Source organism: Acinetobacter sp. HZNU-JH01 (assembly GCF_037996845.1).
GTDB classification, from domain to species: Bacteria; Pseudomonadota; Gammaproteobacteria; order Pseudomonadales; family Moraxellaceae; genus Acinetobacter; species Acinetobacter haemolyticus.
Genome location: NZ_JBBMZX010000001.1, coordinates 237,584 through 252,828, shown reverse-complemented (window position 1 = coordinate 252,828; position 15,245 = coordinate 237,584). Strand labels below are relative to the sequence as shown.

General features: G+C 38.5%; 13 protein-coding genes. 1 reads left to right on the top strand and 12 read right to left on the bottom strand.

Annotation, left to right across the window (positions count from 1 at the left end):
• Position 1 precedes the first annotated feature (1 nt).
• Positions 2-1,465, top strand: a complete 1,464-nt coding sequence (locus AAC851_RS01180; protein ID WP_340600362.1) for a PepSY domain-containing protein — start codon at positions 2-4, stop codon at positions 1,463-1,465.
• Between the two features lie 65 nt (positions 1,466-1,530).
• Here AAC851_RS01180 and AAC851_RS01175 read toward each other — a convergent pair whose 3' ends face one another.
• From AAC851_RS01175 to acbD, 12 genes are all read right to left on the bottom strand, one after another.
• A complete protein-coding gene (locus tag AAC851_RS01175; protein WP_340601026.1) occupies positions 1,531-2,274 on the bottom strand; it encodes an adenosylcobinamide-GDP ribazoletransferase in 744 nt (247 codons plus the stop codon).
• 102 nt (positions 2,275-2,376) lie between these two features.
• Entirely contained in the window at positions 2,377-3,963 is a 1,587-nt protein-coding gene (locus AAC851_RS01170; RefSeq protein WP_340600361.1) for a histidine-type phosphatase, read from the bottom strand.
• Positions 3,964-4,070: 107 nt separating this feature from the next.
• Entirely contained in the window at positions 4,071-4,679 is a 609-nt protein-coding gene (locus tag AAC851_RS01165; RefSeq protein WP_340600360.1) for a histidine phosphatase family protein, read from the bottom strand.
• Positions 4,669-5,736: a nicotinate-nucleotide--dimethylbenzimidazole phosphoribosyltransferase gene (gene cobT, locus AAC851_RS01160; RefSeq protein WP_340600359.1), complete on the bottom strand. Its 1,068-nt coding sequence runs from the start codon at positions 5,734-5,736 to the stop codon at positions 4,669-4,671. Before cobT ends, AAC851_RS01165 begins: the two co-directional genes overlap by 11 nt.
• Before the next feature lies 1 nt (position 5,737).
• On the bottom strand, positions 5,738-6,256 hold the full coding sequence (cobU, locus tag AAC851_RS01155) for a bifunctional adenosylcobinamide kinase/adenosylcobinamide-phosphate guanylyltransferase (protein ID WP_262443948.1): 519 nt from the start codon (positions 6,254-6,256) through the stop codon (positions 5,738-5,740).
• A gap of 2 nt (positions 6,257-6,258) precedes the next feature.
• Positions 6,259-6,855, bottom strand: coding sequence for a 2'-5' RNA ligase family protein (locus AAC851_RS01150; protein WP_262443982.1), 597 nt, complete (start codon positions 6,853-6,855; stop codon positions 6,259-6,261).
• A gap of 81 nt (positions 6,856-6,936) precedes the next feature.
• Entirely contained in the window at positions 6,937-9,069 is a 2,133-nt protein-coding gene (gene mtlD / locus AAC851_RS01145; RefSeq protein ID WP_262443949.1) for a bifunctional mannitol-1-phosphate dehydrogenase/phosphatase, read from the bottom strand.
• Between the two features lie 364 nt (positions 9,070-9,433).
• Complete coding sequence (gene actD / locus AAC851_RS01140) at positions 9,434-10,660, bottom strand: putative acinetoferrin export transporter ActD (protein ID WP_262443950.1); 1,227 nt, start codon at positions 10,658-10,660, stop codon at positions 9,434-9,436.
• A gap of 54 nt (positions 10,661-10,714) precedes the next feature.
• Positions 10,715-12,985, bottom strand: coding sequence for a TonB-dependent receptor (locus AAC851_RS01135; RefSeq protein ID WP_262443951.1), 2,271 nt, complete (start codon positions 12,983-12,985; stop codon positions 10,715-10,717).
• Between the two features lie 9 nt (positions 12,986-12,994).
• Positions 12,995-14,230 carry a putative ferric acinetoferrin MFS transporter permease subunit ActC gene (gene actC, locus AAC851_RS01130; protein WP_340600358.1) on the bottom strand — a complete coding sequence of 412 codons (1,236 nt, stop codon included), beginning with the start codon at positions 14,228-14,230 and terminating at the stop codon, positions 12,995-12,997.
• A complete protein-coding gene (gene actB, locus AAC851_RS01125) occupies positions 14,227-14,598 on the bottom strand; it encodes a protein ActB (RefSeq protein ID WP_340600357.1) in 372 nt (123 codons plus the stop codon). Before actB ends, actC begins: the two co-directional genes overlap by 4 nt.
• On the bottom strand, positions 14,595-15,233 hold the full coding sequence (acbD, locus tag AAC851_RS01120; protein ID WP_332861228.1) for an acinetoferrin biosynthesis acetyltransferase AcbD: 639 nt from the start codon (positions 15,231-15,233) through the stop codon (positions 14,595-14,597). The genes actB and acbD overlap by 4 nt, the downstream gene beginning before the upstream one ends.
• Positions 15,234-15,245 lie beyond the last annotated feature (12 nt).

Here is a 15,245-nt window from a genome sequence, read left to right as displayed (position 1 = left end):
CATGAATGCCAATCAACTCAAAAAGTTACTCAAGTTTCATCGTAGCTTTGGGATGGTTTTGGGCATTTTGGTTTTATTTTGGGCTTTAACTGGTGTGTTGCATCCAATTATGAGTGCAACACAACCCCAGCCATTGAAACGAATGCCTCCACCTCAACAACTAGATTTAAACGATGCTTTACCAGCAAAAACGGTCTTTGAGCAAAATCAGATTGAGCAATTTTCTGCTCTTCAAGTGATTCAAGTGAATGCCAATCAGACGGCATACCGTGTATTAGGCATAAACCAAAATATGGCTGAATACTACGATGTGCATTCGGGTCATCGTATTGAAAATGCAGAGCTACAATATGCTAAACACTTGGCTGTTTGGTATACAGGTCTTACAGAGGAACGTATTGTTTTCGCGCAACTGGTTACAGAGTTTAGTGATGATTATCCGAGTGTAAATCGCTTATTGCCAATTTGGCGTGTCGATTTTGATCAAGGTTTACGTGCTTATGTAGATCCTAGCCATTCACGGCTTGCTACGATTTCAAATGATCAAAAGATGTGGATGGCACGAATTTTTCGTTTGGGTCACACATGGACATGGAACAATCAACAATGGTTTGGTCAAACACTTTTGATGCAGTTTGCTCTGATTGGCATACTCGTCATCACATGTATGGGAATTGGATTATTTTTCAAAATTCATAATCGAAAAAACCATCGTTTACGTGAAAAACCAACTCGATTCCTGCATCGCTATTTAGGCATCAGTCTGAGTGTCTTTATTTTACTTTGGGTGGTCAGTGGTTTTTACCATCTTTGGCAAAAGAAGCCTGAGATCAAAAATATTCAGCCTATTTTCAAGACACAAGATTTAGATCAAACGTCGTGGCAACTAGCAACAGCTCAGTCGATACAACGATTACACCTCGTACCTATTTCATATAGTCGCGAGCAAACACGAGCTGCGTGGATGATTCAACTCATCGGTAAAAAGGACTTTCAAGGCAGTATGACTGCAGTTAAAGAACATGATCATCATGGACACAGTAAAAATCAGACGCCTGCGATCCAATGGATTGATGCTGAAAAAGCCAAACCCATTGATGTGCTTGAGCAAAGTAGATTTTTTGTTGCTGATTATCTCAATCTACCGATCGAGAAAATCGGACAAAGTACTTGGGTCACAAGTTTTGGCGGAGAATATGGCTTTATTAATAAACGTCTTCCTGTGGTTAGAGTTGACACTCATTTAAAGGACCAATTGCGACTCTATATAGAACCAAGTAGTGGTGTTATTGCTGCAAAAGTTACTGCACAGGATGCGCTGGAAGGCAAAAGTTTTACTTATTTGCATAAGTGGAGTTGGTTACCGATTGATAAAATTGTTCGTGATATTTTATTGGGTCTGATCGCTGCATTGATTGCTGTTTTGGTGATACTAGGCTTCTGTACCTACCGTAAAAAAAGATAATGTTTTTTTGATCCTCTCACAAACAATGAGAGGATCAAAATCTATCGAGATTCAACTTCTTGTGTCTAAGGCAGATAATAAAATGCTATCAAGAAACTCATCAATACACATACCTCTGATAACTCAATCGAAGCACCAATCGTATCACCAGTAATCCCACCAATTCTTTCAATGAACTTCGCACGTAGATAAAACAGCAGTAGTAAAAATATTGCTAAACAGAAAATACCGGCTCCCTCAAACATACAAAGAAATGATAATGTAATGACAAATACAGTCCACGAGCATACCTTCGGTATCGAATCAGCAATAGAACGTCCTAAACCTTGTTTTCGCACATAGCTTGTAGTGAGAAAAAGAAATAAAGCTGAACTTCTGCCAATCGCAGGTACTACAATCAGAAATACTGATAATTGTTGTTCTAATAACACATAAATAGCGACAAATTTAAGCAAGCAGAGCATGATCAAACTTAAAACACCGATAGGCCCGCATGCTGGATCTTTCATAATTTTAAGTGTACGTTCAGGATCGCCGAAACCACCGACCCATGCATCTGCAATATCTGCTAATCCATCTAAATGTAATCCGCCAGTCAGCCGAATCCACAATACGAGGATAATACTTGCCAGCAATAAGGTTGGCAGTTTGAATAGCAATATTGTACATGCAAATAAAACTAAACCGATCAATAGTCCAATGAAAGGATAAAACAAAATGGATTGTGCATTTTGCTGTGCGGTTGGCATCTTTTTTAATTGAATCGGTAAAACAGTTAAAAATTGCAAGGCAATCCAAAAAGGTGTCATGCTAGAAATCTCAGCCAAGCTATATCTTTTATTCACCCATTATGAAGAAATAAAAATGGGAATAGCAACTCTATTCCCATCCTAAAAAATTATTAAATTAGATTATTGAATTTGATAGCATTGTTTAAGCTTCAAATAGTCATAATAAAAGCTATTTGTACGGTATCTTGCATAATCACAAGCGGGTTTAAATAAGGTTTCTTTTTCATTGTAGAGCATTTTGACTAAGGTAGCTCCTTGCGCATTTTGATAGATATCCCATTGTATATTCGCAGCCATTGGAGAAACTATCTCACCTCTCCATGGGCTATTGTTATAATTATAAGTTTGATGCAATGCTAAGGGTTGCATCATATTAAACAACTCCAAGCTCGTTGCTAAAGGAATAATGATTTCAGCATGCGCAAAACGTAAAAGTGCACGATGTGATTGTTGTTTATCGACAACCGCGTCGACCTGCTTAAACAGATCTTGTGTCAATCCCTGTGCAATTGCACTGGTGACTTGATTCGACTCGCTAAAACTTGGCCCTTTTTCATAGAAATCATTGGCATCATTGAATTCTGCATAGAACTTTGCTGCATCTTCAGGCATATATTTATCAAAATCGACACCTTTGAGTTCACTCTGCATACCTCCCATGATTGAATAAAGCTCATATAAATAAGCGGCTGCATCCACAACACTAGTAATGCTATTTTTACCCTTACCTTTTTCAGTAATGGTTTCACCTTTCGGTGCGACTACGCTATATGAACCATTATTGCTAAAGGTATAAGTTTCATTCGTCCCTAGTTTTTGAATAAACTCAGTTTTGAAAATTGGTTTAAGCACTTGCATTGCAACCGTTTCAGCCCGTATATCACCTGCCAGCGCTTTCAATTTTTGAGCTAAATCATGATCTTCTTCGGCAAATTTCTGGTAAGCCTGGCTCGCATCATAAACGGCTTTTTCTTGCTCAGATAAAGATTGAGCCAAATCTTGATCTGCCGTTAACTTATGGAAATAAAGCTTGAAGCGATCTACGCCACCATCTTCAACTGTTGGCACACTTTCACTCGTCAAACTGGTATATGAAATCGGTGTAATTTGGTCTTTAAGCTGAGGTTGCTGTTGAATCAATTCATCGGTAAAAAACTTCGCACTGTCTACAGCACGATCGACACCTGAACTTTGTACCAAAATGGATGATGACTGAATGTCTGTTGCTTTAAATAAATTCGGTAGACGTTGTAATAATCGATCAGCAATTCCCCTATGCTCTAATATCCCTGTCAAACTTTCATTGCCATAACCAAACTGGCGAATACCATCTACGCCATACCCCAGTAGAATATTCGCCTTCATCATACTTTCTAAATCGGCACCGAGTTTTTCCCCCAATGGTGTCAAAGCATTTTCTGCTTTAGCTTGTTTCCAAAGGTTATAAAGTGCTAAATCATATTTGATACTGGACAAACCGCGGGAACCATGACGTGCAACTAATTCAGTAAAAACTGGTTCAAATCCTTGTGGAATTGGCTCATATTTTTTTAGATCTTGTAAGGGCTGATAAGGTGTTTTAGTTTGATAATATTTTGATGGCGTATTATTTTCAGGCGTTGTTTGTGATTGTTGATGATCATCATTATTACATGCGGCCAACAATACACTTGCGCATAACATACTGCTTTTAAATAATATATTCATGAATTTTTTGCTTATAGATAAAGAAGTGCCATGTATCATAGACAGGAGCAATGACAGTTCTATTACACCATTCAGTAAAAAATTTTAAATACAGTCGTATTTCGAAGCTAAAGAATAAGTGACTTTTCCATAAAACCAATCTCACTTTCACCTTTAAGCAACTCTAATCGATACAGTTTTCCCAGCTCAGCAGGCATTTTTAATAACTCATTTAAGTCATGTTGTCTTGCTAAACAGGTTAGTAACTTTATTACTCCGCCGTGCGTAACAATCAAAGCAGTTTTCCAATTATTGTCCTTCATTTGCTGATGAATTTGTTTAAAACCAACCAAAAGTCGTTGTTTGAATCGCGCTAAAGGCTCACCATTCGGTGCTTGATATTGACTCGGGAATTGCCAAAAATTTGCCAGTAACTCAGGAGTCGTTTCATAAATCCTTTGAGTTGAAACACCTTCCCAATCACCAAAATACATTTCTTTGATATTTTCATTGATCAATAGCGGGCGTTGTAATTGATTTGCCAAATTTTCAGCAAAAAGACGGCAACGTTGCAGAGGGGAACTAATGATGACATCCCAATGTTGCTGAGTGTCAAGATAACCTTGAATGGTTGTTTGCATCTGTAACCAACCCTGCTCTGTCAATTCATCATCAAGGTGTCCACGTAAAGTATGACTTTGCGTTGTTTCACCATGACGCAATAGATCAATCTGCAACTTTATCACCTGTGACGGCTGCTTCTGCAAAGGTTGCCATCTGATTATGTAGCACACAAGCAAGTTGAATCATTGACAACGCTGCACCGGCACCACTGCCTTCACCTAATCGTAAATTCATATTTAAAATGGGTTGAGCATTGAGTTCTTTTAGGATTCGTTGATGCCCATACTCAGCAGATTGATGACCAAACAGCATCCAATCTCTCACACTAGGTTGAATACGCACTGCACATAAAGCCGCCACAGAACTAATAAAGCCATCAACAATAATCGGCATACCGATCTGAGCACAACGAAGATAGGCGCCAGTCATTGCGGCAATTTCTAGACCGCCAACCGCTGCAAGTATTTTTAAAGCATTATTGCCAGTATTTGGTGCATGAAGTTTTATAGCTTGATGAATGACTGCAATTTTGTGCTGCAGTTGTTGATTGTTAATTCCTGTACCGACACCGGTTAATTGCTCAGCACTTTCATTTATTAATAAACTTGCCATTGCAGATGCGGAACAGGTATTTCCAATACCCATCTCACCAGCAATAAAGATATCTGCTGATTGAGATTGTGCCAAATCAACACTTTGTTTACCTAATTCCATTGCTGTAATGCATTCTTGCTCAGTCATTGCAGCGTGTTTAGTGAAGTTCGCCGTACCAGCTCGAATACAATGTCGTTCAACACCAACATAATCATAAACATCGCCCACCGTACCGCAATCAATCACTTGCAAGTGTGCTTGATGATATTGGGCAATTACGCTAATCGCAGCGCCACCAGAAGCAAAGTTTTGAAGCATTTGCCGTGTAACCGCTTGAGGATAAGCAGAAATATTTTCTTCAACTACACCATGATCACCAGCAAAGATCGTAATCCACGGCTTCTGAATCCGAGGTTGAATAGTTCCTTGTAAACTCGCAAGTTGAATCGCAATTTGCTCCAACTGACCTAATGCACCTGTTGGCTTAGTCAATTGCGACTGACGATACTCAGCTTGTGATTTTGCTGCTAAATCTGGATGTTTAATTGTTTCTAACCACCAAGCTTGTTCTGACATTTTATTGCTCATCTTTTAAAATCATAGGAAATCCCGCCACACAAAACATCACTTTGTTTGCTAATTGCCCCAAAGCTTGATGTAAGCGCCCTGCTTCATCGACAAATCGACGACTGATTTCCCCCATTGGAACTACACCAAGCCCTGTTTCATTGCTCACTAAAATAATTTGTGATTTAAGTTTGGGCAGCACATTGAATAGCTGATCTATTTGTTGTAAATATAAGTTAGAATCTTCAGCTAACAAGAGATTGGTTAACCACAAAGTGAGACAATCAACCAAAATAATTTGATTCTCTTGATCTATTTGTAAAAGCTGATCTGCCAGAAATATTGGCTCTTCACTTAATTTCCAATGCTGCGGTCGTTGCTGTTGATGGTGCTGAATACGCTGTTGCATTTCCTCATCTAAAGGCTGTGCCGTTGCAACATAGACCACCACTTGACCACTTTCTGTCGCAATTTTCTCAGCTAAACGGCTTTTACCTGAACGCGCACCACCTAGAATTAATTGCAACATATTCAACCCAATTTGACTTGATGATAAGGATACAGTAATCCTTGTAAAATCTGAGCGTTATAATAACCGAAAGTCAACTGATTGACCTGAACTTTAATTTTTTGGATTGTTAGGGCTTGAATACGCTCTAGGACTAATTCGCTTGACCAAGCCTCGCGATAAAGCCCCAAGGTGATATGTGGGCAATAGATCGGCGCAGCAATTTCGTCCTTAACTTGATACAAACTCTTTCGTATCTTATCTAATGTATTTTGAGAGTCCAGAATCTGTACAAATAAAGCGCTACTAAAACTATCAATATGTGACAGTTCCAGCTCAAAATCATCTAATTCTAATGCTTCTAATATGTTGATTTGTTGATTGAGCTGAATAATTTCAAAATCATCATTATGCTGAGCTGGTTGCTCTGTCAAAAAACCAGCAACAAACAAAGTGATATGGTATTGACGTAGATTAGGCGTTATCAATAAATCCGCAAAATGTTGTTGTAATTGGTCTAAATATTGGATCAACTCAGGGGGATTAATCTGGATATACCACACGCCATAATTACAGCGTCCACGATGCCATTCAGGATAATCGTGGTTTGCAGTTGCCATCAGTTTCGTTGATGCTTGTAATAACACAACATTTTGAACATAGTTAAAGTTGTGTTATTCAAGCATATATTACTCTAAACTTTAAACAGTTTCTGTTTGAATCTCAGAAAAATGCTTAAGATTTAGTACATCCTGATCCTTCTTTAAATATGTGGTAATTCCATCGTAAATATCAGCCAATAAATCTTTATATTGGCTTTCTGATATATCCAACTGTTTAACGTGCTTTTGTAGATGCTGCACAATCTTCATTTCATCTAAATCTAAAAATTTTATCGCATAGATATAGCCAAACACAGCACCTTCAACAAGCTTCTGATATGGAATCTGTTGCTGTATATGCGTTTCAATACTTCCAAAGACACGCTCATTAAAGCTTAATTTCCGTAATGGATCTCTTGCTACACGCTCACATGGATCTTTGTAGGCATAACGACATGAGTTGAGAAAACTATTTGCCATACGATCTAATTGTTTCGCTTGATTTGGCACTAAGTTGGTTAAACCTAATTTCACCTCATCCACTAACCTTTCGACAAAAACCTGTATCTGTGGGTCAGCCATCGCGATCCCAATCGTTTCATGCCCATTTAAACTTGCATTCCAAGCGAGGATGGCATGGCAACCATTCCATAAGCGATTCTTAATGATCTGGATATCAGAAATTTGATCCACTAAAACCATTTGACGCATTTTGACAAGTAATGGACTTCGATTTTCGACATAGATCGGCATATCAGCTTCTCCATGAAATAAAATCAAATCCATATTTTGCAAGAACTGACCTGCTTGAAATTGCTCCCGCATGTCTTCTAAACATTGTGTTAATTGCTGCTCTTGTTTCTCACTCAGCGCCGTTTCGTCCGAAAGCTCAATCGTCTCATCATTCAAATCAGATTGGTATTGTTGGTATAAACGATGCTTGATTTTTAATTGACGATATAAATCCTGATCGGTCAACTTTGAAACCATCCTGTTTACAACGGTATCACAGAAGTAATGCTCGCTCAGGATATGTTCGGCAATGTCCTCATCGGTGATTTCTAATAACGCATCACGAATATATTTAAGCACCAGATATTTTGCACAGACTTTATTTAAAATAATGAGGAATGTAATTGGTTCATAATTCTGAACGTCTTGTGACATAAAACGTGCTAACAAACCTTTAGCAATAATCTTCGATTCAGACTCAATTGCTTGTTCAGGTAAACACAATGCGATTAGACTTGACTGCATATACATTTCTAACATCTGCTGTTCATTATCAGCATCAATCACTGTTAGATTTTCAATTCGTTCATCATAAGAACACTGTGGATAGCGGATACTATAACTACCAAAACTATTCACCGCTTCCCGATATAGACGATTTCGAGTCGATGCTAAAATACGTCTTGGACGGGTAAAACCATCCCAATGCGATAATATTTGGGCAATATAACCACCGCCAATTGCACCAAAACCATGAATCCCGACTGTGAGCTGATTTAAACTTTGTGGAAATGCTTCTTGCAACTGCGGCATAAGCATTTCAGGAATATGTTGATCCAATGCAATCAAATATTCATACATATCAGGATAATAGAAATTTGCTTTTGCCAGCATGGCATCATTCGGTTCTTTAATATCTTTGAATAAAACAGTAATGCCTCCTGCATCAAATGCAGAACGAATACCATTTTCAGAGTCTTCAAACATTAAACATTGTTCAGGCTTTAAATTAATTTTTTCTGCTGCCTGTAAAAAAATCTCAGGATGAGGCTTTCCTTTTTCTACCTCATCGCCACATACAAGCAAATCAAAGAACTTGTATACATTTGCATTAATCAAATACTCTTCAGCGATCGCTCTGCGACTTGATGTTGCCACAGCCATTCTAAGTCCAGACTTTCTCAGTCGTTCTAGCACTTGTACCAATCCCTTTTTAATCGGTACCCCCTGATTTCGTACAAACTCAAGCTCTAATTCGTCTGCACGTTTACGAATTGTCTGATAAGGAACTTCTGTTCCATAAATTTTTTGTGCGAGTTGTTCTGCTGTTTTTGCACTTAATCCTAGACATTGCATCAAATAATCATCAGAGAATTCCTGTCCAATGAGTTCTTGAGAGGCTTGTTTTAATGTTTGAAAGCGTAATCGCTCAGTATCAAACATTGTGCCATCCATATCAAAGATCGCCCCATGGACAGGATAATCATGAAAAATCAGCATTATTACTCCTTGATTGTTATCACGATCTTTAGCATACCGAATAAAATTTGCGATAATTCAAGTTGTAAATAAATGAAATGAAAATGATTAAATTTTAATCAAAAATCTAAAGGATTCTCTCAATACTATCAGTATTGATCAAAAAACTTGCATTGTGATAGATATTGTGATTGACATTTTTTATATATGGGTTTTATGTTTTTCTGTCTTAGCAAATCCCTTTGGATAGAAAATGTGAATAAACTGCAGAATGAATATCCATACGCCTAGATCAAACGTCCAACTAAAAATAATCATCTAAGAATTGATTACGAGACTGCAATCATAAAAATTTAATATTCTCTGTCTTTCAAGCATATTTGATTTAGGAGTTAACCTTATTGCTTATCATCGTATTCTGATTTGAATAGGATATGATCAACAAGTAGATCGCCACAGCAATCATCAATATTAAGAGTAAATAAAAAGGTAATTGAATGCCGAACTGATATAGAAAAGTGCTCAGTAAAGGCGCCACAATGAGACCAATCGCTTGAGTAGCTGTACAAATACTTGCCATTTTGACTTGAGCAGTTTGCGGAACAGATTGAGCCGCCCCTGTGGTAAATGCAGGCAAAAGGCTTGCCACCCCGACCCCATAAAATAAATAACTTATTTGAAACATCCAAATATGGATTGCACTTAAAGATAGGATGAGTCCAATAACCATGCTAAACGTACCCACCAATACCAAAGCTTTTAGTTTTAAATGAAGTACTTTTACAATCAGAATCTGAGTAATCACTAAGCTAAAACCAACAATGAGCATACATTGGGAAAAATAAATAGCACTTTGTTGTGAGCTTAAATGAAAATGGTCTTGAATATAGAATCCTGCAGTCATATTGAGCGTCACGATAGCCATATAGGTAGTAAATCCTAAAATAAGCCAAGGCATAGCTGGTTTTAATGAAAATGAATGTTCTACGTTTACAGGCTGTTTTTGATCCAATATTGTGTTTTGTTTACCCTCATCATGTTTAAAATACATTGTGATAATCAAACTAAAAATCACCAATAAAATAACCGCAATCCACATTGGCAATAAAATTCCACCGAACAATAACACTGAAGTTAGAAATGGGCCGACGATCATACCTAAACTATTCATCGCACCATACATTGCCATTTTTTGACTGCGTTGTTGCTCCTCTGTGACATGTTGCATGACATAACTTTGTAGGCCAATTTGTGGCATAGCCATAAAACCACCAGTACTCGCTCGACTAATCACCAACAAAGCAAAAACTATCATTACGGGTAATGTTTGTTGTATTCCCCAATAAAGAATCGCTGTAAATATAGCCCAAGTAATGGTCATGCCCCAGAAACCATAATTCATTAATTGATAAGGAGTCTGTATTTTTTCCCCTCGGGCAATCAGAATAGATGCAATCGCCATACAAATTGCACCCGCTGAAACAATTACTCCGCCCTGTACTTCTGTTAAGCCAAGCTCACGAATTAATGGGGCAAGTAAAGGTAAAATCATTGAAAAACAAGTACCGTTGGCTAGAGTTGCCCAAGCCAATAATTTAAAATTTTGTTGCATAGGTAGTATTCATCAAAAGAAAAGGCATCTTAATCAGATGCCTTTATGATTGGATTAGTATTTAAGTGTATAGCTTAGACCGTATGTACGACCTTGAGCTGGTAGACTAGAAATTGGACCATAAACAGTCGAAACTGCTTGGCTATATACAGACTTGTAATCTGTATTCCAAACGTTATAAACACCAAAGCCTAATGTACCTGGTCCTGCTTTTGCGTTAGCAATCACATCCATCACTGCAAAACCTTTGATTTCTGCTGTTGGATTACTACCATTCGCAATTGCATCCTTACGTGCTTTATCAGTACCGTCGATAGCCAAAGCTTGTACTCGTAAACCTAAACCATCATTAAATTGCCAGTCTGAATAAACAGTTGCTTTTAAAGGCGCTACTCGAATTGCATCTAGCTCTTGCCATTTACCATTTGAGTTTTTGAACTGACCACGCGTGTAAGCTAAAGTCCCTCCGACACTCCAATCATCTGAAACGGTATATTTCACATTACCTTCAACGCCATACACTCGTTCATCAGTATCAATAACCTCTATCGCAAAACTTGGCGGACCAAATTTCAAAGATTTGTCAGATTTGTTATAGAACGCTGTAATACCTGTACTTAATGTGTCATCTTGTAGACGCCAACCTAACTCAAAACTATTTACTTTGATTGGATCAATCGTTTGATTGCTTACAACAAAGTTTGCTGGAACATCTCTCAACATGCGTTGTACATCAGGTAAATTCGCACCTTGCGAGAAGTTTGCAAACACCTGTTGCGCATCAGTTAAATGATAAAGCGCACCCACATTGAAAAGTGTTGCATCATGCTTAACTGAACCTCCTTTTAAAGTTTTAGCTTGGTAAGTTGGAACAAAGTCGGCAACCATTGCTTCAGAATAAGGAACTGAGTCTTTAACATCACTATCGATACGCTCATGACGAATACCAGCTTGTAGATTTAAGCGATCTGTTGCTTCAAATTGGCTTTGTAAGAAGAAACCCAACTTTTCAGTATCTACATCTGGACCAAAAGCATAATTATTTAAAGGCTTAAATTTCAGACCATTACTTACCATAAAGGTTGTTAAATCATATAGTTGTGCCGTTGCACTTCCTTTTTCTTGGTCATAATCTACACCATAAGTTAAGTTTAGCGCACGTTCTGCCAGATTGAGCTTACTTTGAAGTGCTAAACGAGCACCAAAAACATCAATATCTGTTTCTGATTGGGTAACAATAAATGTACTTCCACCTGGAATGGATGCATGTGCTAAAGCATTTGCACTAGGGAAGAATCGCCCTTTTTCAGTACGATAATACGCCTCTGCATTTAAAGTCTGACCCAAAAAATCTTGATTTTCGTATTGGGCATTTACCGCAGCACGCTTTGTTCGTGGTTGAGTATCAAGTTCTAAACCTTTAACCGCTTTCTGGCTTGGTTTTGTGCCTTTAACTAATAACACAGCTAAACCAGGACCATAATCCGCACCATATTCACTATCCTGCTCATCATTATAGTATTGCGCACCAACACTTAGTTTTTGTTTGTCTGCAAACTGCCAGCTCAAACGACCACTCACATCAACCGTTTCTGTATCTTGGCGATCCGTTTGTGCAATTTCTGGTCCAATGCGATTACCATGACTGTCTTGGATTTCACCACGTTTGGTATAGCTTGCTCCTAAAAAACCACTCCAATCACCTTGATTAAATGATGCAGACTGAAACGCTTCATAAGCTAAAGCATCACTTTTAAAATTATCACCAGAAGTCACACCGAGTTTGGTTTCAAAGTTTACACCATCACCCGAACCTCTTTTGGTGATAATGTTGATAATCCCCCCAGTAGCACCAGCACCATAGATACTGCTTGCACCAGATACAACTTCAACTCGTTCAATCATGTCTGGGCTAATACTATTTAGCTGACGTGAACTATCACGTGATCCTGTTTGAGGAACACCATCAATCATATATTGCACAGTACGACCACGCATGGTCATACCATAGTTACTGGTCGTACCTGAACTTGGAGTTAAAGATGGAACTAACAAACCTAAAATATCGGCGGTACTTTTCCCAGCAGCAGCTTGTTTGGCAATATCTTCTTGGCTAATACTGTAAACAGTCCCTGCAATTTCAGCGATACTTTGTGCTGAACGAGTTGCTGTTACAACAATTGGCGCAAGTTGTGTTGGTTTTTGGACTTCTGCTGCAACATTATTTTGAATCGAGGTATCGATCTCAGTTGTTTGAGCATAAAGCTGGGCACTTACTGCCAAGCTTAGAAGTGTTAGTGTTGTCGAAAGTGTATGAACTTTCATAATTAGCCCCTAGATAAGTTGTTTCGATTGTTTTGCTTTAGAAATCAAAACTTGACTGAGTAAAACGCTTAAAATGGATGCAGCGGCGAGAATTAAATAAAAATTTCCATAGCCAAACGCTTTAGCTAAGAAACCTGACATCGCACCACCAATGAAATAAACCAATAATTCAAAACAGACCAAAATCGTAAAATCCGTTCCTGCTTGATCTTTAGAGCTGGTCTGCATGAAATGTGCATATAACGCCGTCATCGCGATATAACGAATTGCAAGAATGACAACTACAAATACACCAAGTAATCTGTGCCATTGATCAAACCAACTGAGTAGAACAGCTGCACCCAACAAGGCATAAATCAAAGTACGTGCCCAGCCTGCCCAGATCAGTAATTGTGTAGCTGCTATTTTTTTCAAGAGAAATGCAGCAGATACAGCAGCTAATAATCCAATACCCGCACCGATCACAGACATCAATACTCCAATCTCTGCCAAAGACCACTTTTGATCAATTAGCATCGGATTCAGCATTGCCATTGCAGGTGCTTCAACGAAGCGATAACACACGATCAAAGCTAAAGCCCATAACATTTCTGGACGTTTAAACGCACGAATCAGACTTGGTGGATTTCTAGCGATTTTCTCAGAAATTGATTTTTCTTTGATTTGGAAAATCGCCAACATAGTCAGTGCCGTCATTGCGGCTAAGGAAATCAATGCAGTTTGCCAGCCATAAAGCTGGTAAAGCCATAAAGTTGCTGCTCCACCCACCATACTACCGAGCGCAACGCCGATGCTTTGCGCCATGCTTCCTAAGCGATATTCAGACTCTGAAAAGGTTTCGACGGTATAGCCATCAATGGCAATATCTTGAGTTGCTGCAAAAGTTGAAATCCATAAACCAACAATGACAAATACACCGAGGCCATAATCAAACTGTGTTAATGCCAAAGCAACAACACCTAGCACCAGTGCAATTTGTGTAAATAGCAACCAAGTCTTACGCTTTCCTAGTTTTTTGAAGTAGAAACGATCAATTAAAGGCGCCCAAAAGAATTTGAATGCCCAAGGAATATAAAGCAACGACAACATGCCAATCCAACGTAAATCTACACCTTGATGGCGCAGAATCGCTGGTAATGCCACGTTATAAAAATACAGTGGTAAAGCATGCGCGAGGTATAAAACCACCACGACACTCAGGCTCAAAGCTGAGACTTTCTGAATATTTAATGAATTTTGATTCATAAATACCTCTGCATCGCCCATTGCATGGCTTCAGTTTTATCTACGCTGACAAAATATGGGACGTGCCAAGCTTTGTGTAGTGCTGGTGTATCCAATCGAATACGATCTTCGTCATCCTGAGCAATACGCGCAAAACCTAAGCAATATTGGTAAAAATCTTGTTTATATTGTTTATACCACTTGCCTTGGATTGCTCTATATTCTTCAGGAAATTCAGTATTTACATCGGTTTGCATGATCAACACGAAATTTTGCTTATGTTCGAAATAGTGCTGAATCCGTGCTAACCATTGTTCAAATTCTGCAACAGAGACATTCGCCGCAAAGCGCATGTCTAAGATATGCATTTCATTGATATATAAGCTCATGTAACACTCAGGAGTTTGGCTGGCCGATCTGCTAGCTGTTGTTGTGATGTTTGGTAATATTCCCCAAACTTGTGATAAAAAGTTTCTCTAAAGCAGTAATACAACATTGCAGTTTTTTCAGGCATCGGTATTAAACGTTGACTTTCATAGCAAAGCTCTGCCACCACAGCTGCATAAGGTTTAACGGTATGATCTGGCTCACCCACAATTTTTTTTGCTTTTGAATGTTCAAAAATGTAAAAGCTGAGTAAACGAATGGTTGGTCGCAAGAAGCCTTTGCCAAACACAGATTTGTCACCAAACAGGAGATGCCAACCGAGATCATTGTCATCACCATCGTAATAACGACCTAAACGATCTCGTTTACCTTCATAAATTTCGGTATAGCCCACATCTTTGCCATCAATTCCGACGATTAATAAGCGGTGATGGTCATCTGCTAACATTTTGTCGAAGTAAACTTGTAACTCTAGTTCCGATTTATTTAACTGCCACTGAGGAATTACATGTGGCTCATGCATCCATTGATGTAATAAAGGAATATCCTGAGGATATTGCACTTGGCGTAAGTAGTACTGTGTACCATCTTCAAAGTATTCAAAATAATCTGGTAATTGCTGAGAGATTGTTTTCATATCGAACCTATA